Source organism: Devosia sp. (genome assembly GCF_017744655.1).
In the GTDB taxonomy this organism is placed as follows: Bacteria; Pseudomonadota; Alphaproteobacteria; order Rhizobiales; family Devosiaceae; genus Devosia.
Window position 1 is genome coordinate 700,494 of the sequence record NZ_JAGIAW010000001.1, and the last position, 22,708, is coordinate 723,201.

Consider the following 22,708-nt stretch of genomic DNA (forward strand, 5'->3'; position numbering starts at 1 on the left):
GACTGCCGGAGTCATTTGGGCGGGGAAGATGGGCACGGCCAACGTGGGAAACGAGCCATTGTTGCGCGCGCTGGCTGAAAACGGCGAAACAGCCGGTCTTCAGGCCGCCACGCCGTCGCGTCCTGGCGTCGCCATGACTGCACGCTGCACTCATGATATTGGCGAGGTCGAAGCCGTCTGGCGCTCCCTTACCGCCGATGGCGTCGAGTCTCCTGGTCAAAGCTTTGACTTCATCCGCCTCTGGATCGCCGACCGCGGCATCGCACCAAAGGACCAGTGTTTCGTCATCGGCGAGGTCGATGGCGAACCCGTCGCGCTATTGCCGCTGCATCGCCGTCGCCAGATGGGCGTCACCGTCTACACCTGGTTCCCGCGCTCGCAGGTCGGCTGCTACGCCCCCATTTCGGACTATCGCAGGCTTGCCGCGCTCGGCGCGGACGGGCGCGCGCAGCTCTGGCTGACCATGGTCAGCCAGCTTGCCGATGCCGACGCCGTCTATCTCCGGGCCATTCCCGGCGAGATCACCGGCTTCGGCGGCCTCTTTGACGAGCTCGGCGCGCCTCTTGAAGTCGACACGCTCTACCGCTCCGAATTCTCCTCCTGGGAAGACTGCGACAAGCTCCAGCGCAGCCGCAGCCGCCGCAAGCACGACCGGCAACAGGGCGACCGTCTCGCCGCGCTTGGTGAAATCGGTTTCGAGTTGGTTACCGATCCTGTGGCTGGCAAAGCGGCCATCGACGTCATGTTCCGCCAGCGTTCGGCACGCTTCCACGCTCAGGGTATTCGCGACACTTTCGTCTGCGACAATCTCATCGACTTCTACCACAAGGCCATGCAGCCCGGCTCGGGACTCGACATCCGCCTCCACGTCCTGCGCCTTAATGGCGAGGTCGTCGCGGTCCGCTATAATGTCGTTCACGGCGACCGCATGTTCTGCCTCATCTCGTCTATGAGCGACGACCCGGCAATTCAGGCCGGCTCCCCCGGCAAGCAGTGCCTCCTGCGCGTCATGCAGACAGTCTTCGATTCCGGTTTCACCATGTTCGACATGGGCTCGGGCTTCACCGACGAAAAGCGCCACTGGTGCAATGTGCAGACCCCGCTGCGCCAGCACTATATCGGCCTGACCTTGAAGGGCCGGCTGTCGGTGGGGTGCCACCAGCAGTTCCAGAAACTGCGCGCCCAGGCCAAGGCCAGCCCGCGGGTGAAATCGGCGCTCCGCCATTTCCGCCAGTTCACCGACAAGCTCTTTGGCCGCCAGCAACAGCAGCAGCCGTCAGATTAGCTTGAGCCCCCGCATAGAGGCGTGCCCGGCACGCCCGATGATGATGTGGTCGTGCAGCGTGATCCCCATCTGCTTGGCAATCTCGGCGATTTCCCGCGTCATCCGGACATCCGCCGCCGATGGCGAGGGATCGCCCGATGGGTGGTTGTGTACTAGGATCAGCGCCGAAGCAGAGAGCTCCAGTGTCCGGCGGATCACCTCGCGCGGATAAACCGGCGTATGATCCACCGTGCCCACCTGCTGCACCTCGTCGGCAATCAGCCTGTTCTTCTTGTCGAGAAAGAGAATGCGAAACTGCTCGACGCTCTCATAGGCCATGGCGCTGCGGCAATAATCGATCAGTTCCGACCATGACGACAGGATCGGCTTTTCAACGTCGATCTGGTCGCGCCCGAACCTTTGTGCCACAGCCTGCACCACCTTGAGGTGGGTGATGGACGTTTCGCCCAGCCCCTTGACCTCTGCCAGCCGGGCAGGGGGTGCGCCCAGCACTTCAGAAATCGACCCGAACCGCGCCAGCAGATCCTTGGCCAGCGCCTTGGTGTCGCGCTGCGGCAGGATCATGTGGAGCAGAAGTTCGAGCAGCTCGTAGTCAGCCAATGCATCGCCGCCCACCGTGTTGAAGCGATCGCGCGCCCGCTCGCGATGCCCGAGATAATGCGGCTTTATTGACGCTTCCGCCATGCCGCTGGGTTTGCTCTCGGGCTTGTCGCTCAAGACTGCTTCCGCGCTTCGAGTGGATTGAACAGGCCACCGGGCGAGAGCGTGAAGATCTCGTGCCCGGTTTCGGTGATGCCGATCGAGTGTTCGCACTGCGCCGAAAGCGTCCGGTCGCGCGTCACCGCCGTCCAGCCGTCCGACAGAATCTTCACATGCGGCTTGCCGAGATTGATCATAGGCTCGATGGTGAAAATCATGCCCGGCTTCAGCGGCACGCCGGTGCCCGGCGTCCCGAAATGCAGAATGTTCGGCTCGTCATGGAACAGCCGCCCCACGCCATGCCCCACAAAATCGCGCACGACGCTCATTCGCTCGCCCTCGGCCACGGCCTGAATGGCCGCGCCGATGTCGCCCGTCGTATTGCCCGGCTTCGCCGCCGCCAGCCCCGCTTCGAGGCCGGCATAGGTCACTTCAATGAGCCGCTCTGCCTTTCGCGAAATCTCGCCCACCGGATACATCCGGCTCGAGTCGCCATACCAGCCATCAACGATCAGCGTCAGGTCGACATTGACGATATCGCCCTCGCGCAGCCCGCGCTCATCAGGAATGCCGTGGCACACCACATGATTGATCGAAGTGCACACCGAATGCCGATAGCCCTTGTAGAACAGCGTCGCCGGCACCGCGCCATTGTCGCGTGCAAACTCATAGGCAATCTGGTCGAGCTTTGCCGTCGGCACGCCCGGCTCGACATATTCGGTGAGAATATCGAGCGCTTGCGCCGTCAGTGCTCCGGCCTTGCGCATGCCCGCAAAGCCATCCTCGCCATGTAGCGGGATGACTCCGGGGGTGCGGCGGGATTTGGCGGATGCGTCGACGTAGGTAACCATCAAGGACTCCAGGGGAATGGTCCAAATCTAGTCACATGCTCGTCCGATTGAAAGGGCTTCGCCTGCTTGACGGCGGGCAAGGCGAGGGGCATTCCTCTTTGTTCATAAAACCGGAAAATTCCATGTCGACCCAATCTCGTGTGACCGCCGGCCTCCTGGTAATCGGCGACGAAATCCTTTCCGGCCGAACCAAGGACGTGAATATCGGCGCCGTCGCCGATTTCTGTACCGATCTCGGCATCGACCTCACCGAAGTGCGCGTTGTCAGCGACGTCGAGGAGTCGATCGTCGAGGCCGTCAACGCCCTCCGCCAGCGCTACACCTATGTCTTCACCACGGGCGGCATCGGCCCGACGCACGACGACATCACCGCCGACGCCATTGCCAAGGCATTTGGTGTTGCCCTGCCGATCAACGCCCAGGCCCGCGCCATGCTCGAAGCGCGCTGGAAGGAAACCGGCACCGAGGTCAACGAAGCGCGTCTGCGCATGGCGCGCATTCCCGAGGGCGCCGATCTCATCGTCAATTCCGTCAGCGCCGCCCCCGGTTTCCGCATCGGCAACGTGCATGTCATGGCCGGCGTCCCCGTCATCATGCGCGCCATGCTCGAAGCCCTGACGCCAACCCTCAAGGGCGGCAAGAAGGTCCAGTCGATCACTGTGAAGGCTGCCGTTGGCGAAGGCACGCTCGGCGGCCCGCTCGGCGCGCTGCAGAACGAATACCCGGATGTGAAAATGGGTTCCTATCCCCAGATGGGCAAGGATCGGGTCATGACCGAGCTGGTCCTGCGCTCCTCCGACGAGGCCCTGCTGGCCGAAGCTGGGGAAAAGGTCCGTGCCATGGTCGCCGCGGCCCATGCAAAGGCCGGAATACAGCCTCCCGACGGGGAATGATTGGCGTCGGGCCCGTCCTTTGATAAGGACGGTGCCTCACAAAGAATTCGGCGCATGGCGCCCCTCCGGAGATCAATGCGTTGAGCAATCCCAACCAGAAGTCGTTTCCCGTCACCTGGGACCAGTTTCACCGCGATAGCCGCGCTCTCGCCTGGCGCCTCGCTGGCCTCGGCACCTTTGACGCCGTCGTCGCCATCGCCCGCGGCGGTCTCGTTCCAGCCGCCATCGTCGCCCGCGAGCTGAACATCCGCACCGTCGAAACCGTAGCCGCCAAGAGCTACGACCACCAGAACCAGGCCGGCATCAAGATTCTCAAGGAAATCAGCCAGCCGATCCTCGACCTCGCCAAGAAGGGCGGCAATATCCTGATCGTCGACGACCTCGTCGATACCGGCAACACCGCCCGCGCCGTCCGCGAAATGCTCCCCGGCGCCCACTTCGCCACCGTCTACGCCAAGCCCAAGGGCCGCGAAATGGTGGACACGTTCATTACCGAAGTCAGCCAGGACACCTGGATTTTCTTCCCCTGGGACCTCGACGTCGCCTACGTCGCCCCCATCTCCGGCGGCACCGACTGATCTATCCCGCTTATCCCCGCTCCCAGCGGCCATGAGACCCTGCCTCCGCATCAAAGCGGGGGCGGGATATGGTCGGACTTTCGAAGAAGCTGGAAGAGAAGCGAGCCAAGCTCGCAAGACTGATCGAGCGGAAGGCGTTTGACACCTATGTGAGGCACGGCGCCGTTCCCGATGATTTCCATCGGCTCGCCGAAACCGCGGCCGACGGCCAGAAATTCCTCGAGCTTTGCGCCGGCCTCTCCACCAAGTCCCTCCCGGACGGTCGTCCCACCACCCACTACACCTGGCGCACAGCTGGCGACGATCGCGTACGCCACACACACTCTGCCCTTGAGGGGCAGGTCTTCGCCTGGGCCAACGCTCCATCAGAGGGCCACCCCGGCACCGCGCCAAACTGCCGCTGCTGGGCAGAGCCCTACTATGGCAATCCAGCACTCCCAGACACCTTTCTGCAGCTTGCATCTGAGCGACAAGTGTCCGCAGATCCTTCGACACTCTGGGCGAGCGTCGAGACGCTGACGCGACCGGACGCAAGCGTCTCCGCATCCGATATTCGCACGAAGAGCGGCGCGCGCGTCCTTTCGACATTCACAGGCTCACATATCGCGCATGATGTAACGTTGCCTGATGGTCGGCTTGTGTTCATCGAGCGCAGCAGTTCGGCTCAATCGGTCGCGTTGCGCTCGCGTCGCAACGTGGTCACGTTCAGCCGGTGGACACCAAATGGTCCGATCTCAGGCCGTCCGCGCAGCGCGTTCCAGTTCAGCGAAGAACTGTTCCCCCGCCCAACCGGGTCCGTGGCCGATGCAGACGCACAGTTTGAGCTGGACGATGACATCCTCCTGCCCAATCCGGGCATGCTCATTGCCCCGGACGGATCAGCTGGTGCCGGCGCAGCTGCGCTTTTTTTGCTCTACCAGTTGCTACAGGAGGTGCCAAAGGCGGTTGGGAGCGCCGCGCAGGATTTACCTGTCATCGCCTATCAAGCAACCCGCGATGATCAGGACAGTCTGGTGATTGTGCGACTGGACGCGCTCGAAGCTGAGCGCGCTCGGCAAAGCTGCAAGCTATACCCAGACGTACAGACTTGGGTTGACCAAGCGGCCAACGTGCTTGCTCCGGTGAAACTAACTCAGACTCCCACGCAATACGGAACAAGCGTCCATCTTTGGATTAAGGATCACATCAACAACCTTAAGGTGGAGTTTGCGCCCCTTTACAATAACGTGTTGCCTGAAATTTCGTACGATGGTGGCGGTTTCGAAGTTCACTATGGAAAAAAGGGCAGTACTCGTTTGGATGTGCTTGAACTCCTTCCAGATGAAAGAACCCCAAACCTTATCTGTGACTACGAGGTGAAGACTGGAGACAGCATGATGCAGATTGGACAGATTAGAAAGCAAGGCACCAGCCTCACCGCGCGGTACCCAGGAGCCATAGTTATGGTCTTTCAGATGAAGCCCTCTGCCCAAAACGGAACGGCACCATGACAACCGCGCCGGAGGCCAAGAAGTGGCTTCGACCCGTGTTGAGGCAGCATCCGGATCTTGTGCTGGTCGGTCGTAACCTTATCATTCCACCGGTCCACCACATCCTGCGCGGCATCTTCTTTGACGCCTCGTGGGACAAACACCTGTGCCGGCCGATCTGGTACGCTGGCGCGATGTTCATGTGCAATTCTGAGAGCGACTCCCCGCCGTTCGACATTCATGAGCAGTACTCTCTGCAACGGTCCAACGAAGAGGACTTTCCCTCGCACGTGGTGGCCAAGACCGAGGAGGTTCTCCAATTCGATTTCTCGCGGGTCTATACGGTTGAGCAGTACATCAACTTTGGCAAAGATAATGAGGTGGGAACCGATGGCAGAGATCGTCGCATCATTCCCCATCGACCCTTTCACTACGCGGTCGCTCTCTCTGCGCTGAGCGATCTGGACGCTGCGGAGCAGAAGGTTGCCGCGGCCGCCGCTTGGTGGGAGAGGGGCTCGATTGCGGCCGCACGGCAAGCGGAAGAGTGGCGTGCCAAAGGTGCCGTCGCCATCGCCCGCGATACTGAACGGACGGCCATCAGCGATGGAGTAATGGCGCGCCATCTGGGGGCCCTGCGAGACCTCGTGCAACGCCGGGACCGCGCCGGCATAGGAGACCTTTTGCGGTCCTGGGAGTTCGACCGGGCAAGGGCGCTCAAGATCGATCATCTCTGGGAGCCGACGGCGTTTCCCGTCGAGATGAGCTAACCCCGCTTCACGCCCAGCCAAATGACATGTCGTGCGCCCTTGCCGCCGCTGCGTGCCCGCACCTTGACCTCATCCACCGCGAAACCCGCCGCAGCCAGTCGCTTTGTGAACGGCTCGCTCGGATGCGCCGACCAAACGGCCAGCACGCCACCTGGGCGCAGTGCTGCCCATGATTTCCTGAGCGCCGCCGTGCCATAGAGCTGATCGTTCTGCTCCCGGCTCACGCCATCCGGCCCGTTGTCGACATCGAGCAGGATGGCGTCGTATGCCCCTTTGCCCGCAGCGATCACCTTGCCAACATCATCATTGATGATCTTCACCCGCGGATCATCGAGGCAGGTTCCGAAAACCGGGGTCAGCGGCCCACGGGCCCAGGCGATGATCTCTGGCACCAGTTCGGCGACGACGATTTCGCTGTCCGCCCCAAAACACCCCTGCGCCGCGCGCAGGGTAAAACCCATGCCGAGCCCGCCAATAAGCACCCGCGCCTTTGCCCTGCCGCCGATGCGTTCGGCGCTGAGCGTCGCCAGCGCTTCTTCCGAGCCGCTGAGGCGGTTATTCATCAGCTCGTTGGTGCCGAGCATGATGGAGAATTCGTCGCCGCGCTGCATCAGTTTGAGCTGCGTCTTGTCGCCGGGAACATTGGCCGTATCGAGATGTATCCACGGTCTCATGAGCGTCTCGAAACTTGCGTCTGGGGGGGAATGGTGCGGGCGACGGGAATCGAACCCGTACAGCGTTAGCCGAGGGATTTTAAGTCCCTTGTGTCTACCAGTTTCACCACGCCCGCTTGGCTCGGTGGCCCGTGTTTGTCACAAGGCGATGCGCAAGACAATTGCGGCAAGACGATTCTCAACCCCGGAGACGAGATGATCGAACGCATCGAAACCGGCATCGCGCCATCCTCCGCGCCGATCAATGACGCCGTGCGCGCCGGCAAGCATGTCTGGCTCGTCGCCATCGCCGAAGACCCGGTCACCGGCGACATCGTCGAAGGCGGCATCGAGGCCCAGGCCCGCCGCTGCATCCAGAATATCGAGATCGGCGTCAAAGCCGCCGGCGGCACGCTGGCCAATCTCGTCATGGTGCAGATTTTCCTCACCGATAGCGCCGATGCGGCCGGCATGAACGCCGTTTATCGCGAATTCTTCACCCAGCAACCGTTCCCGGTCCGCGCGACCGTCGTCGTCAAGGAATTGCTTGCCAAGGGTCTCAAGATCGAAATCACAGCCACGGCGGTATTGGACTGATGCTCCTCAAACTCGCTCTCCTCGAAGACATCAAAGCCGGCAAGGTCGACGTCATCTTCCGCCGCTGGAATCGCCCCACCGTAAAACCCGGCGGTACGCTCAAGACTAAGCTGGGCCTGCTTTCGATTCTGTCGATAACCGACATGAGTGCTGACGATGTTACCGATGCCGACGCCAAGCGCGCCGGCTTCAAGGACGTCCCCGATTTCCGCAAATGGCTCGATACGATGAAGGAAGGCAGTCTCTTCCAGCGCATCGAAGTCGCTTTCGAAGAGGAATAGGGTTCGTGCCACGCCCTCGTGGTTCGAGGCTTTGCTTGCGCAAAGCACCATGAGGGCTTCTCAGGAAGGCGGCTGCTCCAGTAGACCTCACCCTGAGACGCGGAGCGCAGCGTAGCCTCGAAGGGCGAGGTCGTGCCGCTAGAACGGCGTCGGCGCCACGAAGGTCATGAATTCGCCGGTGGTCGGATGGGTAAAGCCCAGTTCCGCCGCATGGAGTTGCAGCCTGTCCGCCGCCTTGAAATCCTCGCCCTCGGCATAGAAGGCGTCGCCCAGGATGACATGGCCCAGCGCCTTCATATGCACGCGCAATTGGTGCGTGCGCCCGGTCAGCGGCACGAGTTTTACCCGCGTCGCATTGGCCTCGCGCTCGATGACTTCCCATTCGGTCTTGGCGTGGCGGCCATTTTCATAATCGACGCGCTGGCGCGGCTTGTTTTCCCAATCGGTCGCCAGCGGCAGGTCGATGACTCCCCGGTCCTCGGCAATCACGCCCGAAACCCGCGCCACGTAGCTCTTGGTCGTCTGCCGATGCTCGAACTGGCTACCGATGCGGCCATGCGCGCGCTTGTTGAGCGCCATCACCAATACGCCCGACGTATCCTTGTCCAGCCGATGACACATGCCCGCCGTCGGCCACGTCTGCCGCGCGCGATATTCCACGCAATCCCAAAGGCTCGGATCCTTGCCGGGCACGCTGAGCAGCCCACTCTGCTTATCGACCACCAGAATATCGTCGTCCACGTGGAGGACGTTCAGATAGGGATCGGTGGGCGGGAAATAGTCGAGCAATGTGGGCATGGGACCGGGCATGCCTGCCCTCTAGCAGAGGTTTGTCTGTTTGACCAAGCGTTTGCGGCATGTGCGGCGGCGCGCTAAGATAGCACTCATGTACAGCACCACCTTTGCAACGGCGCTCGGTGAATTCGCCCTGGTCTGGACTGACTGCGGCGTGCGCCGGGTCTTTTTGCCTGGTGGTGAGCCCTCGGAAATCGCTGGGCGCATGGCAAAACTCGGTGCCGAGCCTGCCGAGCCCGACCGCACCATCTCTGCGCTTCTCGACCAGATAGAGGACTATGCCGAAGGCGAGGAGGTCGACTTCTCCGCCGTCAGTCTCGATCTCACAGGCGTGCCCGATTTCCATCGCCGCTGCTACGACATCCTCCTCACCATCGGCTGGGGCAAGACCACCACCTATGGAGACATGGCGCGCCAGCTCGGCGATGTCGGCCTGTCGCGCGCCGTGGGCCAGGCCATGGGCGCCAATCCCATTCCGCTGATCATCCCGTGCCATCGCGTGCTTGCCGCTGGCAACGGGGCAGGCGGCTTTTCCGCCCCCGGTGGCACCTCCTCGAAACGCGTCATGCTGGCGCTCGAAGGCGTCAGCATGGGCGCGCCGCCCGGCCAGATGCAGTTCGCGTTTTAGTAGAGCGCCATGGGCTTTTCATTCAGCCATCGCAGCAAAGTGGGAAGCCAGGTCCGGAAAATCGCTGCCGAACAGATCGATGCAGCTCTGGACGACATCGCCACCTCCGAGGATTTCGACGACACCGTTCACGAGCTGCGTCGCCACTGCAAAAAGATCCGCGGCCTGCTGCGCCTCGTGCGCCCCAATTTTCCTGACTTCGCCAAGGAAAACGCAGCCTATCGCGGCGCAGCCGATGCGCTGTCCGCCTCCCGTGATGCCGCCGTCATGCTCGAGACGTTCGACGCGCTGTTCAAGGACGAGTCGACCGAAACCCGCAACGCCCTGCGCAACCGCCTCGAAGACAATGTTCGACGCGTATCGCGCGAACAGGACCGTACTGGCCTGCTCGACAGCTTCGCCGAAGCCATGACCTCGGCCCGCCAGCGCGTCAAACATTGGACTTTTGATGCCCAGGGCTTTGCCCTGATCGAGCCGGGCTTGCACGACACCTATGCCCGCATGCAAAAGCGCTTCAAGGCGGCCGAGAAAACCGGCGAAGACGAGGATTTTCACGAGTGGCGCAAGGAAACCAAAGGCCACTGGTTTCAGGTCAGCCTCTTCAAGGATTGCGCCCCAGACCGCTTGGGCGCACGAAAAGATCAGCTCGATACGCTCGGCGAATATCTGGGCGATCACCACAATCTGGCCGTGCTGACCGAAGGGCTGGAAGCACTCGCCGGGCCGCTCGACCGCGCCGTGACCAAGGCCATTGCCCGCCGCAAGGACGATCTCGCCCAAAAGGCCTTCGCCCTCGGCCGGCAATTGAGCGTGGACAGTCCCACGGCGCTCGTCACGCGCTTCGAAAAATTCTGGAAACTTCTCCCAAAGGACGATTGATATGGCGCAGGAAATCGAGCGCAAATTCCTGATTTCGGGCGATGGCTGGAAGTCGGGCATCGAAAGCTCGGCCCGCCTGCAGCAGGGCTATCTTTCGACCAGTGCCAAGGCCACGGTGCGGGTGCGCATCTATGACGACAGCGAGGCTGTGCTGACGCTCAAGGGCAGGCCGGAAGGCATTTCCCGGGCCGAGTTCGAATATGCCATTCCCCTCGAAGATGCGCGCGAGCTCATGGAGATCGCCAAGCCCAACATCATCGAAAAACGCCGTCACAAGGTGCCGTTCGAAGCCCATGTATGGGAGGTCGACGTTTTCGAAGGCCAGCATGAGGGCCTGATCCTCGCCGAGGTCGAAATGCAATCGGCCGATGAACACGTCGCCCTCCCGTCCTGGATCGGCCGTGAGGTCAGCGAAGACGATCGTTATGCCAATGCCAGCCTGTCGCGTAACCCCGGCATTCCCGATTAATTGCGGATATCGCACAAACACTTTGTTCGCCGCGGTTTGATCTCGATCATGGTTGCCACCCGGCAAAGGGACATATCTCCATAGGAACCAACAGGAGAGTGCTATGTCCCAGGATTTTTCAGGCAAGGTCGCATTCGTAACGGGTGGTGCCTCGGGCATCGGTGAGGCGGTCGTCAAGCAGCTCGCCGCGCGCGGCGCCAAGGTTGTGGTTGCCGATCTCAAGCTCGAAGGCGCCCAGGCGGTTGCCGATGCAGTCAAGGCCGCTGGCGGCGAAGCAGCCGCTGTCGCTGTCGATGTCGCCAAGGCCGACCAGGTCGAAAAGGCGGTCCAGTTTGCCGTAGACACCTTTGGCGCCCTGCATCTGGCGGTGAACAATGCCGGCATTGGCGGCGCTTCCGCACCCCTCGGCGACTATTCCTTCGACGATTGGCATAAGGTTATCGACGTCAACCTCAACTCCGTCTTCTATTCGATGAAGTACGAGATTGCCGCCATGGTGAAGGCTGGTGGCGGGGCCATCGTCAATATGGCCTCAATCCTCGGCTCGGTGACCTTTCCCAATGCCCCGGCCTATGTCACCGCCAAGCATGGCGTGGTCGGCATGACCAAATCGGCCGCGGTGGACTATGCCAAAAAGGGCATTCGCGTCACCGCCGTAGGCCCGGGTTTCATCGATACGCCGCTGCTTTCCGCCTTGCCCAAGGAGACCCTGGATTATCTAAAATCCGTTCATCCGATCGGGCGGCTGGGCACCTCGGACGAGGTCGCAGCGCTGACCGTGTTCCTGCTCTCCGATGCTGCGTCGAACATCACCGGCTCCTATCACCTGGTCGATGGCGGATACGTCGCTCAATAGGCCGCTTGCCGCCCTCCCGTGCTCGGCTAATATTTTGCTGCATGGGAGGGCGTCATGCTCATCAGGATCGTCGATCTCGAAGCCATTGCGAGCGGCAGGGTAGACACGCAGTTTCGTCGCTGGCGGCGGCCAACGGTCAAAGCCGGTGGGACGCTGCTAACGGCCGTCGGAACCCTCGCTATCGATGCCGTCGAGCCAGTCAGCGATGACATCGACGACGAAGACGCCTGCCGCGCCGGTTTTTCGGATGCCAAAGACCTCATGGCGGCCCTGGCAAAACGCGGCGAAGGCCAGCTCTATCGCATCCGCCTCCACCATCTGGGTGCCGATCCCCGCATCGCCCTCCGCGCCTCGCTCGACGATCTGTCCGACGTCCAGGCGAAGCTGGCGCGCATGGATGGCGAGGCCCCATGGACGAAGGCGGTTCTTGCCAGCATTGCCGAAAATCCAGGCCTCTCCGCCCAGCAACTCGCCGACCGTTTCGGCATGGAAAAGCATGTCTTCAAGACCCGCGTTCGTCGTCTCAAAACCCTCGGCCTCACCGAAAGCCTCGAAACCGGCTACCGTATCTCGCCCCGCGGCAAGGCCATTCTGGAACTCTAATCCGCTCAGTGACTTGCAGGGCAGGGCGGTCCGGACTAGAGCTTGCTCCATCCCCGCCTTGCGACTCCTTTTTATGCCCAAGCAGAACATTTCCATTGCCCTCTGGCTGTCCACCGGAGGTCTTGCCGTCATGGCGGCCATGTCCGCCGCCGTGCACGAAGTCGCGAAATTCGTGCCCACCGGACAGATCATCTTCTGGCGCAGTTTCGTCGCTCTGGTGCCGATCCTGATCTATCTCGCGATCCGTCGGGAACTCGGTCAGGCCGTCCGCACGCGCTACCCACACAAGCATCTGGTGCGTGGTCTCCTCGGCTGCGCGGTGATGTTCTTCTCTTTCGTTTCCCTGCGCTATCTCTCGGTGGGCCTTGCGACCGCGCTCACCTATCTCGCGCCCATCCTCTCGATCACCGCCGCCATGGTCTTTCTGCGCGAACGCCCGGGCCCGACCATTTTCATCGGTGTCCTGCTTGGCTTTGCCGGCATCGTGCTGATGCTCTATCCCGCCCTTGTCGGTGCCGAGCTGCGCGATGGCACCCTGATCGGTATCGGCGCAGGCATTGCCATGGCGGCAACCAATGCGCTCTCCCGGGTGCAGGTAAAGGATCTCACGCGCACCGAGCCGCCGGCCGCGATTGCGCTTTCCTTCGCAATCATCTGTTCGCTGGTGGGCCTCGCCACAGCGCTTTTCGGCTGGGTCGATCTCGGCGCGCGCGAATTTGTACTCCTGGCTGGCGCCGGCTTTCTCGGAGGGCTCGGCCATGTCCTGATGATGGAATCGGTCGCCCGTGCTCCGGTCTCTGTGCTCGCGCCCTACGAATATACCGGCATTATCTGGGCTTTCGGCTTCGATTTGCTGCTGCTTGGCATCGCCCCATCCGCCTGGGCCCTCACGGGCGCCCTGGTCGTCGTGGCCGCCGCCGCCATCGTAGCCTATGGGCAGGGGCGTTTCGCCAGAAAGACTACTGCCAGCGCTTGAACGATTTCAGGTGCTTGAGCGAACCCGTCACCGTCGTGACGATGCGATTTACCGGATCGGTCACCGGCACCACCAAGACATTTTCCACGGCCGGATCCGGCACTTCCAGTGTTGCGAACTGGCTGTCGAGCAGGCTCGTCGGCATATATTCGTGACTGCGCTTGGCCATCCGCTCGCCGATCACTTCGCGGCTGCCGTGAAGATAGACGAATAGCACCGGCTCACCGGCCTTTTCAGTGATGAAATCGCGATAGGCCCGCTTCAGCGCCGAACAGGCGCCGACCGCCACGCCCTTCTTTTTGTCCGCCGCTTCCTTCAGCGCCGCCGCCAGCGCTTCGAGCCAGGGCCACCGATCCTCGTCTGTCAACGGAATCCCCGCCCGCATTTTCTCGACATTGGCCTCGGGATGATACCGGTCGCCATCGAGAAAGGGCGCATGCAGCGCCCGCCCCAGGGCCGCGCCCACGGTCGATTTGCCCGAGGAGCTGACGCCCATCACGATGATGATGCGGGCTGGCTCAGACAACTGCGGTGAAGGCGCCATCGACATAGAGAATGTGTCCGTTCACGAAACTGGAGGCATCGGATGCGAGGAAGATGGCGGCGGGCCCCAATTCTTCCACCTCACCCCAACGCCCCATCGGAGTACGCTGTTCCACCCAGGCATTGAACGCCGGGTCGGCGATTAGCGCCTCGTTGAGCTCGGTCTTGAAGTAGCCCGGTGCGATGGCGTTGACGTTGAGCCCCATGCGGGCCCAATCGGCCGCCATGCCGCGCGTCAGGTTTGCAATCGCCGCCTTCGCCGCGCCATACGGGGCCGCGGTCGGCCGCGCATGATCGGTCAGGATCGAGCAGATATTGATGATCTTGCCGCGACCGCGCTCGATCATGCCCTGCGCTACGGCCTGGCTGACCGAAAAGGTCGCCGTCACATGCGTTGCCATGATCTTTTCGAAATCATCATGCCGAAAAGTCTCGAGCGGCCCGCGGATCTGCATGCCGGCATTGTTGACCAGAATATCGATCGGCCCGATCTCGCTTTCGCAGTGCCGGATCGCCTCGCCGACGTTTTCAGGGCTGGTGACGTCGAAGGCGAGGGCGGTCACATCCGCTCCGGTCTCTGCCAGGTCAGCTGCCGCCGCACCCAGCGCCACCTCGTCCCGCGCATTCAGCACGATCTTCGCGCCGGCCCCGGCCAGCGCTCTGGCCATCGCAAATCCCAGCCCCCGGCTGGAGCCGGTGACGAGAGCGCGTCGTCCTTTCAGGTCGAATGGCGAACGCCCGTCCATGTTCATGCTCCTCCGCAGCTCCCGCCTTCTTAGCCATCTGTCTTGCTGCAAGGCAAGACATGTCCAACTCTTCCATACAAGAATATGAAATGGTCGAAATTTGCACGATCCGCACTTTCATCATCTTTCGCTTTGTGGTCATTGTCGCCTCCGAGTGCTATGCACCCTGCGCATGGCCCCAAACGCCTTGGATGGCGACGAAGACCTCGGAAGGAATGCTTCATGGCGACTGCGGATATCGGCCTGATCGGCCTGGCGGTTATGGGTTCGAACCTGGCGCTCAATATCGCCGAAAAAGGCTACACCGTTGCCGTGCACAACCGCTCGGCCGGCCGCATCGACGAATTCGTGGCCGAAGCCAAGGCTCAGGGCCTCGACCAGAATACCATCCCAAAATACGATCTTGCCGATTTCGTGCAGACGGTGAAGGCTCCGCGCTCCATCATCATCATGGTCAAGGCCGGCCAGCCGGTTGACGACATGATCGAGCAGCTCCTGCCGCACCTCGAAGCTGGCGACGCCATCATCGAATGCGGCAATTCGCTCTATACTGACACGCAGCGCCGCTTCGACTACCTCAAGCCCAAGAACATCGGCTATCTCGGCGTCGGCGTTTCCGGCGGTGAAGAGGGCGCCCGCCACGGCCCCTCGATCATGGTCGGCGGCTCCAAGGAACAGTGGCACAACGCTGAGGCGGTTCTCACTGCCATCGCCGCCAAGTTCAACGGCGAGAGCTGCTGCGCTTATCTCGGCGAAGGTGGCGCCGGCCACTTCGTCAAGATGATCCACAACGGCATCGAATATGGCGACATGCAGATGATCGCCGAAATCTATGGCGTGATGCGCGATGGCCTCGGCATGTCGGCCAAGGAATGCGCTGACGTCTTCAAGGAATGGAACAAGGGTCCGCTCAATTCCTACCTGATCGAAATCACCGGCCACGTTCTCGACGCCGTCGATGACCAGACGGGCAAGCCCCTTGTCGATTTGATCCTCGACAAGGCCGGCCAGAAGGGTACAGGCATGTGGTCCGCCGTCGTCGCCCAGCAGATGGGCGTGCCGGCAACCGCCATCGAAGGCGCCGTCGCCGCGCGTTCGCTGTCCTCGCGCAAAGCCGAGCGCGTCGCCGCCGAAGCCATCTATGGCAAGCCGAACCGCGCCAAGACCGACGTTACCCTGGCCGATCTCGAAAAAGCGCTGCTCGCCGGCAAGATCGTCTCCTATGCTCAGGGCTTCGCAGTCATCGCCAAGGCATCGGAAGAATTCGGCTGGTCGCTGCCGCTGGCGACGATCGCCAAGATCTGGCGCGCTGGCTGCATCATCCGCTCGCGCTTCCTCGATCAGATGTCTTCGGCCTACGCCAAGGGCGAAGCCACCAATCTGCTCGTCGTGCCCGACTTCGTCGGCATCATGAAGGATAGCCACCCGAGCCTGCGCAAGGTCGTGGCCGCCGCTTCCGTCGGCGAATTCCCGATGATCTGCCTCTCCGCCTCGCTGAGCTATTTCGACAGCTACCGCCAGGCCCAGGGTACGGCCAACCTGACCCAGGGTCAGCGCGACTTCTTCGGCGCCCATGGCTTTGAAATCGAAGGCCGTGGCAGCGACCTGCACGGCACCTGGCCAAGCACTCTCGGCAAGTAAGCCAAAAAGAAAAGCCCCGCTTCGGCGGGGCTTTTTGTTTGTATCGGCTCGCGTTGTCCGCCGGGGACCATCTGCTTCTCGTCTACCGTCACCACCGGGCTTGTGCCGGTGGTCCACGCGGAGGCGAGATGGATTGCCAGGACAGGCCCGGCAATGACGACGACTGACGTGTGCGCGGGGCGCGAAGCTGCCTGGTTAAACCAGCGCCTTGAACATCACATAGCTGTCTACATAGCCATGGACCGGATGCTTGAAGGCCAGCGGCAGCGTGCCAACGATGGAAAAGCCGAGCTTCTGCCACAGCGCCACGGCGCGGGCATTCTTCGACACGACATGGTTGAACTGCATGGCCCGAAATCCGCGTTCCCTGGCCACCACCTGCGAATGCTCGCACATGCGCCCGGCAATGCCTTTGCCCTGCGCCTTGTCCGAAACCATATAGCCGCAATTGGCCACATGCTTCCCGCCGCCGCGCTGGTTGGCCTGCAGATAATAGGTCCCGAGGATGACGCCCTCGTCCTCGGCGACAAAGACCTCATGTGCCGGCATGAACCAATAGTCGCGCATTGCCTCGTCGCTGAGGTCGCTGTCGATGGCATAGGTCTCGCCCGCCCGCAAAACCGGGGCCACGATTTCCATGATAGCGGCTTGGTCGGCCTCAGCGGCGGGGCGGATTATCATCGGGATCGTCCTCGATCGGCGCAACGCGCAACTGTCCCGGCGGCGGCAGGTCCGGCGCCACGGGGTGGTCGGCAATGGACGGCCGGTGCGTCAGCTCGAATCGCCACGCCGCAATGCCGAACACCAGCAGCGCGATAACAACGGCAATGCCGCAAGCTACGAACGGCGCACCCGGGAAATAATGCGCGGTTTCAGGAGCGCTGTAATAGGAGAAAATCTGCGTGGCCCCCAGCGGGCCGATGATCGTCGCCAGCGAACTCGCTGCGTTCACCGCGCCCTGCAATTCGCCCTGGCTATTGTCCGGCACCTGCCGCGACAGCACGCCATTGATGGCAGGCGGCGCGAGGCCACTCACGGTCCCAACAGCAATGAACAGGTAAAGCTGATAGACATCGGCCGAAAAAGCGATGCCGGCAAAGGCCGTCGCGGCAAACAGCAATCCGACGATCCCAACGGCCGGCTCGCCGATACCCTTGGACAGCGGTCCCGCCAAAACGGCCTGGCTAAAGGCAAAGCCAATGCCGAAGGCGCCCAGCGTGCGGCCGATGGTCGAGGACGTGAAGCTGAACACTTCCACCGTGAAATAGCTGAAAATCGTCGGCAGCGCCTGCGTTGCGAGCTGCAGGAAAAACAGCACCGCCAGCAGCCACAGCACCGACGGATATTGCTTGAGCGCCACAACTGCGCCGAGCGGATTGGCCCGCTTGATATTGAATTTTCGCCGATTGGCCTTGGGCAGGCTTTCCGGCAGCACCAATAGTCCGAAGAGGAAATTGGCAAAGGCAATGCCAGCCGCCGCAAAGAAGGGCACGCGCGGCCCGAGTTCGCCCAGCTCGCCGCCAATGACAGGCCCAATAATAAAGCCCAGCCCGAAAGCGGCCCCGATCAGCCCGAAGCGATGCGTGCGCTTATGCGGCGGGGTGATATCGGCCATATAGGCCGTCGCCGTCGCCAGCGCCGCGCCCGCGATGCCGGCAATGATGCGGCCGATAAAGAGGTACCAGACGAATGGCGCAATCGACATCATCAGATAGTCGAAGGTCAGCCCGAGAAGCGAGGCCAGCAGCACCGGCCGCCTCCCGAAACGATCCGACAGGTTGCCCAGCACCGGCGAAAACAGGAACTGCATCAAGGCATAGGCGAAAACCAGATAGCCGCCGATCACAGCCGCATTGGCAACACTGCCGCCCGTCAACTCCTCCAGCAGCTCGGGCAGCACGGGCACGATAATGCCCACGCCGATCATGTCGAGCAGAATGGTAATGAGGATGCAGGCAAGGGTCAGTCGGGAGCGTGTCGCAGCTTGCATGCGGTATTCCGTTCCCTTTCAGTCACCTAACCCTAGTGTCGCGCAATTGACACGTGCCGCCCCTGCAACGCAAGGGCTGACGCGGCTAGTGCGATCCTTCGCCCGGCGCTGCGTCATAACCGTAGATCCAGCCCAGCCTGTCGAGATGGGCGCGTGGCCCTTGCAGCCGCATGACCGTGTCCCGCGCGACTGATAGCGGCCATCTCATATGAAAAATGCGGCCATTGCTGGCCGAAAGATTTGCGACTCGGTCGACGCGGCTTTGCCGGACAGCCGCGTAACGCGCAAAGGCGGGTTCCGGTTCGGCATGTTCCACCAGCAATGGGGCAAGCGTCGCCGCATCCTCGATGCCCATGGCGGCGCCCTGCGCCTGAAACGGCACCATGGCATGCGCCGCATCCCCGATAAGGCCGATATTTTCCCGGTGCCAAATCGGGGTGGTCACCGTGTAGAGCGGCCATGGCGTCCAGCTGTCGCCGGCTGCGGCCAGAATCACGCCCAGCGCTCCCTTGCCCTTCAGTTTGGGCTTTTGCGGATTCTCTTCCGCCTTGCCGGGCAGGAACAGGGCCAGATTGACCTGCTTCCGATGCGGCAGCGGATAGCAGACGAGATGGTGTCCGCTGCCGAAAAACACCGATACACGATCGCCAGCGATCTGGCTCGCCACCGAGTCGGCCGGCACCAGCGTGCGCCAGGCGACGCGCCCGCCAAATTGCGCGTCCGGGCCGTCCAGCAATTGCCGGCGCGTATGGGAATGGACACCATCTGCCCCGATAAAGGCATTGGCGCGCGTCGTCCGCGTCTGCCCATTGGCTTCATCCACGGCAACCGTGACACCCCGCGCATGGGAAACCACGTCCCAGCCGCGTACGCCAAAAATGATGTCGATATTGGCGAAGCGTCGCGATGCCTTGTAGAGCGCATCCGCCAGATCGGCCCGATGCATCACGGCATAGGGCGCGCCAAAACGCTGCTCCATGATCTCGCCGAACTCCATGCTGAAAAACGGCTTGGAGCTTCCATATTGATAGGTGTCGAGCGCTGCCGGTTCGAAGGCTATCCGCGAAAGAGAATCGGAGAGGCCCAATCGGTCGAGAATGCGGCGTGCATTGGGGCTGATCTGGAGGCCGGCTCCGGCCTCCTGGATTGTTGTATTCCGTTCGAGCACGACCACAGTCGCCCCGAATTTTGCGAGGGTCAATGCCAGCGTAAGGCCGGAAATACCCGCTCCGGCTATGACATAGTTACGGCCCGTGGCGGGCATGGTCAAACTCAGGCGGCGTGTGCCTCGAACACCGCAGAAGCGGGGTTGGAATGGCCTGCGCCAAGCTCGGCGTTAAAGACATAGAGCGTCGAACAATAGGGGCACACCGCCTCGTTATCCTTGCCCATATCGATAAAGATATGCGGATGATCGAACGGGGGCAGGGCGCCGACGCACTGGAACTCCTTGGAGCCAACCTCGATGCTGCGGAGGCCTTCGGTGTTGTGGAAATGGGGCGTGGTGCCGTGTGCCATGGTCAAACCTGTGGGGTCGGTATTTTGCGCCGGACCATAGCCAAGTGGGGGCGGTAAGAAAAGGGGCGGGGCGTCGCAGGATGGCGCAAAATGGCAGTAGTCCTCATGGTGAGGTGGGAGGCGCAGCCGACCCTCGAACCACGGGGACGTGTCCCGATGCTGCAGCGCCACGCCCCCGCGGTTCGAGGCTTTGCTGCACAAAGCGCCTCACCATGAGGGCTACTGCGGGGTTGCGGGGCGCCGTTTGCCCACTGGCCCAACGCCCCTCAGGCAGCTAAACACTCCGCAAAAGGAACCTGCCCATGCCCCAATTCCAGTCCAGCGGATATTCCCTTGCCTACGAAACCGCAGGGCAGGGGCCCGCAGTCCTCTGCATCCACGGCTTTGCCTCGAGCGGGCGGGTCAACTGGATCGATACCGGCTGGGTCGAAACGCTGGTCGGCGCAGGCTACAAGGCCATCACCTTCGATCACCGCGGCCATGGCCAATCGGACAAGCCACACGACCCCGATGCCTATTATCCCGAGCGGATGATGGAAGACAGCCTCGCGCTCCTCGACCACCTCGGCGAAAAGCGCGTCGCCGTGCTCGGCTATTCGATGGGCGCCCGCGTCGCCGCCTTCCTGTCCTTCAATTATCCGGAGCGCATTGCCGCTGCCATCTTCGGCGGCATGGGCATGAACCTCATCAATGGCCTGACCGACGGCAACGATATCATCGCCGGCCTCCGCGCCCCGCGCCTTGCCGATCTGACCCATCCGACCGCCCGCCAGTTCCGCATCTTCGCCGACCATACGGGGTCCGATCGCGAAGCGCTCGCCGCCTGCATGGAAACCTCGCGCCAGCCCATGGCGCGCGCCGACGTCAGACGAATCGAGGTTCCCGTGCTCGTGGCCGTGGGCGAGGCCGACGAAATGGCCGCCTCTCCGGAACCTCTCGCCGAACTGCTCCCGCATGGTGAAGCCTTTACCATCCCCAAGCGCGATCACATGCGCGCCACGGGCGACTCCAAATTCAAGGCGGCCGCATTGGAGTTCCTCAGCAGGACTTTTCCCGTTTCCGCGGAACCGTGAACCAAAGTGCATGCCGGGGCTTTGTGTTGAACAACCAAATGCCTTATATCGGTAAGTCTCGATAAAGCGGAGTTGGACGCCATGAGCGGCAATGCCCAGAAGTCGGCGCAGATCAAGTCGGTCGATCCCGTTTGGGAAGCCGTGCGCGTCGGTGCTCGCCAGATCATCGATTCCGACCCCGCCCTGGGGCAGATGGCGCTGACCACTGTGCTCAACCACGATTCCTTCGAGGAAGCACTGGCGCATCGTCTCGCCTCGCGTCTCGACCACGAAGACGTCTCCGCCGACATCATCCGCCAGACCTTTGCCGAAGTGCTGCGCGACAATCCCACCATAGGCGAATCCGCCCGCGTCGACCTCGCCGCCACGCTCGAACGTGATCCCGCCTGCCACCGGGCCATCGAGCCCTTGCTCTATTTCAAGGGCTATCAGGCCATCCAGACCCATCGCTTCGCCCATGCCTTGTTCAAGGCCGGTCGCCGCGATTTCGCGCTCTACCTCCAGAGTCGCGCCAGCCAGGTCTTCCAGGTCGACATCAATCCCGCCGTTCCCATGGGCAAGGGCATCATGCTCGACCATGGTACGGGCCTCGTCATCGGCGAAACCGCCGTCGTCGGCGACAACGTCTCCATGCTGCAGAATGTTACCCTCGGCGGCACGGGCAAGGCCGATCAGGATCGTCATCCTAAGATCGGCAATGGCGTTCTCATCGGTGCGGGCGCCAAGGTTCTGGGCAATATCCGCGTCGGCGATTGCTCACGTATCGGTGCCGGCTCGGTTGTCCTCAAGGAAGTTCCGCCGCGCACCACCGTTGCCGGTGTGCCGGCCAAGGTGATCGGCGAAGCCGGCTGTGCCCAGCCCGCGCTGGTCATGGACCAGATGGTTTTGGTGCACGACAACACCTGACCGGCGGGGCAAGTCTCTGCCGCAGGTTGTCACCGCTAAAATGACGGTGCCAGGGGTTGCCAGCAGCCCGTGACGGACTAGATTGCGCGCCAACACAACAGCAGGACGATTGCCGTGAACCATCCCGAGATCATCAAGCTGCAGAAATTCCTGCAACGCATGTTCAACAACAAGAACATCGACGTCCGTCCCCGCGCCAAGCTCAACGACTCGGTGGAAGTCTTCATCGGCGACGAGTCGATCGGTCTCATCCACGTCGATGACGAAGACGGCGACAAGTCCTACATGTTCTCGATGTCGATCCTCGATATCGACCTCGACGATATCGACTGACCAAGACTGGACGGCGCCGACACTAGTTGGCGCCGATCCTCTCCAGCCACCGGCCAATTTCCGCGTCGAAATCGCGCCAGGCCGGCAGCAAAGTTTCGTCAAAGCTGTAGATGGCGGCCAGACCGCTCGTCAGATGCACGGTGCGGACGCATTTGTCCGGCGCGCCGGTCTCGATGGCGTCTATGCACTTGGTGACAAAGGGTTTTGGCGCCAGCGCGTCATACCAGATGACTTCTCCCGCATAACCATTGCCCTCGAGCTTCTGCCCGATGAGACCCGGCACGCCCGTTTCCGTGCCTTTGGCGAATTGGTGCACATAGACGCTGTCCAGCAGTTCGCTGCTCGACTTGGCCCGCGAGCGTGGCAGCAGCGTCACGTCGACCCGTCCAAGCGGCAATTCCACCGATAGATCGACCTGGCCGACAAAACCGCTCTGCATCTGCTCGCCGAAGCGGAACCAGTTTTTCGGAATCGTCAGTTCGCGCCCGCCGACGGTCTGCACCAGCGCCTCGCCATCATCGAGCGATGGCGCCTTTCGTCCGTCAGATCGGCCGGCTTCATCCACAAGATAAGCCACGCCCAGAGCGGCCAGCATCACCACCAGCGCAATACCAGCCAGGTTCTGCATAAGCCCGGAAATGCGGGGTTCGGAGCGCGGCAGGGCGGACATGGCCAGCGT

General features: G+C 62.1%; 28 protein-coding genes and 1 tRNA gene. 17 read left to right on the forward strand and 12 right to left on the reverse strand.

What is annotated here, in order from left to right:
• Window positions 1–28 precede the first annotated feature (28 nt).
• Entirely contained in the window at window positions 29–1,285 is a 1,257-nt protein-coding gene (locus J7557_RS03470; RefSeq protein WP_291417355.1) for a GNAT family N-acetyltransferase, read from the forward strand.
• Here J7557_RS03470 and radC read toward each other — a convergent pair.
• Window positions 1,277–1,969, reverse strand: coding sequence for a DNA repair protein RadC (radC, locus tag J7557_RS03475; RefSeq protein ID WP_291418281.1), 693 nt, complete (start codon window positions 1,967–1,969; stop codon window positions 1,277–1,279). The two genes, J7557_RS03470 and radC, sit on opposite strands and share 9 nt — an antisense overlap.
• A gap of 29 nt (window positions 1,970–1,998) precedes the next feature.
• Window positions 1,999–2,835, reverse strand: coding sequence for a type I methionyl aminopeptidase (gene map, locus J7557_RS03480; RefSeq protein ID WP_291417357.1), 837 nt, complete (start codon window positions 2,833–2,835; stop codon window positions 1,999–2,001).
• 122 nt (window positions 2,836–2,957) lie between these two features.
• Between map and J7557_RS03485 the strand changes: the two genes are divergently transcribed.
• The 4 genes from J7557_RS03485 to J7557_RS03500 all read left to right on the forward strand — a co-directional run bounded on the left by J7557_RS03485 (window position 2,958) and on the right by J7557_RS03500 (window position 6,542).
• A complete protein-coding gene (locus tag J7557_RS03485) occupies window positions 2,958–3,728 on the forward strand; it encodes a molybdopterin-binding protein (RefSeq protein ID WP_291417359.1) in 771 nt (256 codons plus the stop codon).
• An 80-nt stretch (window positions 3,729–3,808) separates the two neighbouring features.
• Window positions 3,809–4,306: a xanthine phosphoribosyltransferase gene (gene gpt / locus J7557_RS03490; protein WP_291417361.1), complete on the forward strand. Its 498-nt coding sequence runs from the start codon at window positions 3,809–3,811 to the stop codon at window positions 4,304–4,306.
• A 68-nt stretch (window positions 4,307–4,374) separates the two neighbouring features.
• Window positions 4,375–5,796 carry a phage minor head protein gene (locus J7557_RS03495; protein WP_291417363.1) on the forward strand — a complete coding sequence of 474 codons (1,422 nt, stop codon included), beginning with the start codon at window positions 4,375–4,377 and terminating at the stop codon, window positions 5,794–5,796.
• Window positions 5,793–6,542 carry a hypothetical protein gene (locus J7557_RS03500; RefSeq protein ID WP_291417365.1) on the forward strand — a complete coding sequence of 250 codons (750 nt, stop codon included), beginning with the start codon at window positions 5,793–5,795 and terminating at the stop codon, window positions 6,540–6,542. The genes J7557_RS03495 and J7557_RS03500 overlap by 4 nt, the downstream gene beginning before the upstream one ends.
• Here J7557_RS03500 and J7557_RS03505 read toward each other — a convergent pair.
• Together J7557_RS03505 and J7557_RS03510 are read right to left on the reverse strand one after the other, a co-directional pair.
• Entirely contained in the window at window positions 6,539–7,216 is a 678-nt protein-coding gene (locus J7557_RS03505) for a hypothetical protein (RefSeq protein WP_291417367.1), read from the reverse strand. The two genes, J7557_RS03500 and J7557_RS03505, sit on opposite strands and share 4 nt — an antisense overlap.
• Window positions 7,217–7,247: 31 nt before the next feature.
• Window positions 7,248–7,332: transfer RNA gene (locus J7557_RS03510), tRNA-Leu, on the reverse strand.
• Window positions 7,333–7,411: 79 nt separating this feature from the next.
• Between J7557_RS03510 and J7557_RS03515 the strand changes: the two genes are divergently transcribed.
• Both J7557_RS03515 and J7557_RS03520 read left to right on the forward strand, forming a co-directional pair.
• The gene (locus J7557_RS03515) at window positions 7,412–7,792 is read left to right on the forward strand and encodes a RidA family protein (protein WP_035083308.1); all 381 of its coding nucleotides are present in this window, start codon (window positions 7,412–7,414) and stop codon (window positions 7,790–7,792) included.
• Window positions 7,792–8,073 carry a hypothetical protein gene (locus J7557_RS03520; protein ID WP_291417370.1) on the forward strand — a complete coding sequence of 94 codons (282 nt, stop codon included), beginning with the start codon at window positions 7,792–7,794 and terminating at the stop codon, window positions 8,071–8,073. The genes J7557_RS03515 and J7557_RS03520 overlap by 1 nt, the downstream gene beginning before the upstream one ends.
• A 138-nt stretch (window positions 8,074–8,211) precedes the next feature.
• Here J7557_RS03520 and J7557_RS03525 read toward each other — a convergent pair whose 3' ends face one another.
• Complete coding sequence (locus tag J7557_RS03525) at window positions 8,212–8,883, reverse strand: RluA family pseudouridine synthase (RefSeq protein WP_291417372.1); 672 nt, start codon at window positions 8,881–8,883, stop codon at window positions 8,212–8,214.
• Window positions 8,884–8,959: 76 nt separating this feature from the next.
• Between J7557_RS03525 and J7557_RS03530 the strand changes: the two genes are divergently transcribed.
• The 6 genes from J7557_RS03530 to J7557_RS03555 all read left to right on the forward strand — a co-directional run bounded on the left by J7557_RS03530 (window position 8,960) and on the right by J7557_RS03555 (window position 13,279).
• Entirely contained in the window at window positions 8,960–9,496 is a 537-nt protein-coding gene (locus tag J7557_RS03530) for a methylated-DNA--[protein]-cysteine S-methyltransferase (RefSeq protein ID WP_291417374.1), read from the forward strand.
• A 9-nt stretch (window positions 9,497–9,505) separates the two neighbouring features.
• Complete coding sequence (locus tag J7557_RS03535) at window positions 9,506–10,375, forward strand: CHAD domain-containing protein (RefSeq protein ID WP_291417376.1); 870 nt, start codon at window positions 9,506–9,508, stop codon at window positions 10,373–10,375.
• A gap of 1 nt (window position 10,376) precedes the next feature.
• Window positions 10,377–10,844: a CYTH domain-containing protein gene (locus J7557_RS03540; RefSeq protein WP_291417378.1), complete on the forward strand. Its 468-nt coding sequence runs from the start codon at window positions 10,377–10,379 to the stop codon at window positions 10,842–10,844.
• 103 nt (window positions 10,845–10,947) lie between these two features.
• Window positions 10,948–11,700, forward strand: coding sequence for an SDR family NAD(P)-dependent oxidoreductase (locus J7557_RS03545; protein WP_291417380.1), 753 nt, complete (start codon window positions 10,948–10,950; stop codon window positions 11,698–11,700).
• Window positions 11,701–11,754: 54 nt separating this feature from the next.
• Window positions 11,755–12,303, forward strand: a complete 549-nt coding sequence (locus J7557_RS03550; protein WP_291417382.1) for a winged helix-turn-helix transcriptional regulator — start codon at window positions 11,755–11,757, stop codon at window positions 12,301–12,303.
• Between the two features lie 73 nt (window positions 12,304–12,376).
• The gene (locus J7557_RS03555; RefSeq protein ID WP_291417383.1) at window positions 12,377–13,279 is read left to right on the forward strand and encodes a DMT family transporter; all 903 of its coding nucleotides are present in this window, start codon (window positions 12,377–12,379) and stop codon (window positions 13,277–13,279) included.
• Here J7557_RS03555 and J7557_RS03560 read toward each other — a convergent pair.
• Window positions 13,263–13,805 carry a gluconokinase gene (locus J7557_RS03560; protein WP_291417385.1) on the reverse strand — a complete coding sequence of 181 codons (543 nt, stop codon included), beginning with the start codon at window positions 13,803–13,805 and terminating at the stop codon, window positions 13,263–13,265. The two genes, J7557_RS03555 and J7557_RS03560, sit on opposite strands and share 17 nt — an antisense overlap.
• The gene (locus J7557_RS03565) at window positions 13,798–14,574 is read right to left on the reverse strand and encodes an SDR family oxidoreductase (protein WP_291417387.1); all 777 of its coding nucleotides are present in this window, start codon (window positions 14,572–14,574) and stop codon (window positions 13,798–13,800) included. The genes J7557_RS03560 and J7557_RS03565 overlap by 8 nt, the downstream gene beginning before the upstream one ends.
• Before the next feature lie 216 nt (window positions 14,575–14,790).
• Here J7557_RS03565 and gndA point away from each other — a divergent pair, with 216 nt between their 5' ends.
• On the forward strand, window positions 14,791–16,209 hold the full coding sequence (gene gndA, locus J7557_RS03570) for an NADP-dependent phosphogluconate dehydrogenase (RefSeq protein WP_291417389.1): 1,419 nt from the start codon (window positions 14,791–14,793) through the stop codon (window positions 16,207–16,209).
• 195 nt (window positions 16,210–16,404) lie between these two features.
• Here the strand turns inward: gndA and J7557_RS03575 are convergent, their stop codons facing one another.
• The 4 genes from J7557_RS03575 to J7557_RS03590 all read right to left on the reverse strand — a co-directional run bounded on the left by J7557_RS03575 (window position 16,405) and on the right by J7557_RS03590 (window position 19,717).
• Complete coding sequence (locus J7557_RS03575) at window positions 16,405–16,890, reverse strand: GNAT family N-acetyltransferase (protein ID WP_291417391.1); 486 nt, start codon at window positions 16,888–16,890, stop codon at window positions 16,405–16,407.
• Window positions 16,868–18,199: a TCR/Tet family MFS transporter gene (locus tag J7557_RS03580; RefSeq protein ID WP_291417393.1), complete on the reverse strand. Its 1,332-nt coding sequence runs from the start codon at window positions 18,197–18,199 to the stop codon at window positions 16,868–16,870. The genes J7557_RS03575 and J7557_RS03580 overlap by 23 nt, the downstream gene beginning before the upstream one ends.
• Window positions 18,200–18,284: 85 nt before the next feature.
• Window positions 18,285–19,463 (reverse strand): FAD-dependent monooxygenase, encoded by a 1,179-nt coding sequence (locus J7557_RS03585; protein WP_291417395.1) that lies wholly within the window; start codon window positions 19,461–19,463, stop codon window positions 18,285–18,287.
• A gap of 8 nt (window positions 19,464–19,471) precedes the next feature.
• Complete coding sequence (locus tag J7557_RS03590) at window positions 19,472–19,717, reverse strand: zinc-finger domain-containing protein (protein WP_291417397.1); 246 nt, start codon at window positions 19,715–19,717, stop codon at window positions 19,472–19,474.
• Between the two features lie 302 nt (window positions 19,718–20,019).
• On the opposite strand from J7557_RS03590, the gene J7557_RS03595 reads away from it, so the two are divergent.
• From J7557_RS03595 to J7557_RS03605, 3 genes are all read left to right on the forward strand, one after another.
• Window positions 20,020–20,790 carry an alpha/beta hydrolase gene (locus J7557_RS03595; RefSeq protein ID WP_291417399.1) on the forward strand — a complete coding sequence of 257 codons (771 nt, stop codon included), beginning with the start codon at window positions 20,020–20,022 and terminating at the stop codon, window positions 20,788–20,790.
• A gap of 81 nt (window positions 20,791–20,871) precedes the next feature.
• Entirely contained in the window at window positions 20,872–21,696 is an 825-nt protein-coding gene (gene cysE / locus J7557_RS03600) for a serine O-acetyltransferase (protein WP_291417401.1), read from the forward strand.
• 114 nt (window positions 21,697–21,810) lie between these two features.
• Window positions 21,811–22,029 (forward strand): DUF3126 family protein, encoded by a 219-nt coding sequence (locus J7557_RS03605; RefSeq protein ID WP_035083286.1) that lies wholly within the window; start codon window positions 21,811–21,813, stop codon window positions 22,027–22,029.
• A 22-nt stretch (window positions 22,030–22,051) separates the two neighbouring features.
• Here the strand turns inward: J7557_RS03605 and J7557_RS03610 are convergent, their stop codons facing one another.
• Entirely contained in the window at window positions 22,052–22,699 is a 648-nt protein-coding gene (locus tag J7557_RS03610) for a hypothetical protein (protein ID WP_291417404.1), read from the reverse strand.
• Window positions 22,700–22,708: the final 9 nt, after the last annotated feature.

Coding starts and splice junctions, on each gene's coding strand:
- J7557_RS03470 (WP_291417355.1), top strand. CDS start 29: ATGGGCACGGCCAACGTGGGAAACGAGCCATTGTTGCGCGCGCTGGCT.
- radC (WP_291418281.1), bottom strand. CDS start 1,969: ATGGCGGAAGCGTCAATAAAGCCGCATTATCTCGGGCATCGCGAGCGG.
- map (WP_291417357.1), bottom strand. CDS start 2,835: ATGGTTACCTACGTCGACGCATCCGCCAAATCCCGCCGCACCCCCGGA.
- J7557_RS03485 (WP_291417359.1), top strand. CDS start 2,958: ATGTCGACCCAATCTCGTGTGACCGCCGGCCTCCTGGTAATCGGCGAC.
- J7557_RS03495 (WP_291417363.1), top strand. CDS start 4,375: ATGGTCGGACTTTCGAAGAAGCTGGAAGAGAAGCGAGCCAAGCTCGCA.
- J7557_RS03500 (WP_291417365.1), top strand. CDS start 5,793: ATGACAACCGCGCCGGAGGCCAAGAAGTGGCTTCGACCCGTGTTGAGG.
- J7557_RS03505 (WP_291417367.1), bottom strand. CDS start 7,216: ATGAGACCGTGGATACATCTCGATACGGCCAATGTTCCCGGCGACAAG.
- J7557_RS03515 (WP_035083308.1), top strand. CDS start 7,412: ATGATCGAACGCATCGAAACCGGCATCGCGCCATCCTCCGCGCCGATC.
- J7557_RS03520 (WP_291417370.1), top strand. CDS start 7,792: ATGCTCCTCAAACTCGCTCTCCTCGAAGACATCAAAGCCGGCAAGGTC.
- J7557_RS03525 (WP_291417372.1), bottom strand. CDS start 8,883: ATGCCCGGTCCCATGCCCACATTGCTCGACTATTTCCCGCCCACCGAT.
- J7557_RS03530 (WP_291417374.1), top strand. CDS start 8,960: ATGTACAGCACCACCTTTGCAACGGCGCTCGGTGAATTCGCCCTGGTC.
- J7557_RS03535 (WP_291417376.1), top strand. CDS start 9,506: ATGGGCTTTTCATTCAGCCATCGCAGCAAAGTGGGAAGCCAGGTCCGG.
- J7557_RS03540 (WP_291417378.1), top strand. CDS start 10,377: ATGGCGCAGGAAATCGAGCGCAAATTCCTGATTTCGGGCGATGGCTGG.
- J7557_RS03545 (WP_291417380.1), top strand. CDS start 10,948: ATGTCCCAGGATTTTTCAGGCAAGGTCGCATTCGTAACGGGTGGTGCC.
- J7557_RS03550 (WP_291417382.1), top strand. CDS start 11,755: ATGCTCATCAGGATCGTCGATCTCGAAGCCATTGCGAGCGGCAGGGTA.
- J7557_RS03555 (WP_291417383.1), top strand. CDS start 12,377: ATGCCCAAGCAGAACATTTCCATTGCCCTCTGGCTGTCCACCGGAGGT.
- J7557_RS03565 (WP_291417387.1), bottom strand. CDS start 14,574: ATGAACATGGACGGGCGTTCGCCATTCGACCTGAAAGGACGACGCGCT.
- gndA (WP_291417389.1), top strand. CDS start 14,791: ATGGCGACTGCGGATATCGGCCTGATCGGCCTGGCGGTTATGGGTTCG.
- J7557_RS03575 (WP_291417391.1), bottom strand. CDS start 16,890: ATGATAATCCGCCCCGCCGCTGAGGCCGACCAAGCCGCTATCATGGAA.
- J7557_RS03580 (WP_291417393.1), bottom strand. CDS start 18,199: ATGCAAGCTGCGACACGCTCCCGACTGACCCTTGCCTGCATCCTCATT.
- J7557_RS03585 (WP_291417395.1), bottom strand. CDS start 19,463: ATGCCCGCCACGGGCCGTAACTATGTCATAGCCGGAGCGGGTATTTCC.
- J7557_RS03590 (WP_291417397.1), bottom strand. CDS start 19,717: ATGGCACACGGCACCACGCCCCATTTCCACAACACCGAAGGCCTCCGC.
- J7557_RS03595 (WP_291417399.1), top strand. CDS start 20,020: ATGCCCCAATTCCAGTCCAGCGGATATTCCCTTGCCTACGAAACCGCA.
- cysE (WP_291417401.1), top strand. CDS start 20,872: ATGAGCGGCAATGCCCAGAAGTCGGCGCAGATCAAGTCGGTCGATCCC.
- J7557_RS03610 (WP_291417404.1), bottom strand. CDS start 22,699: ATGTCCGCCCTGCCGCGCTCCGAACCCCGCATTTCCGGGCTTATGCAG.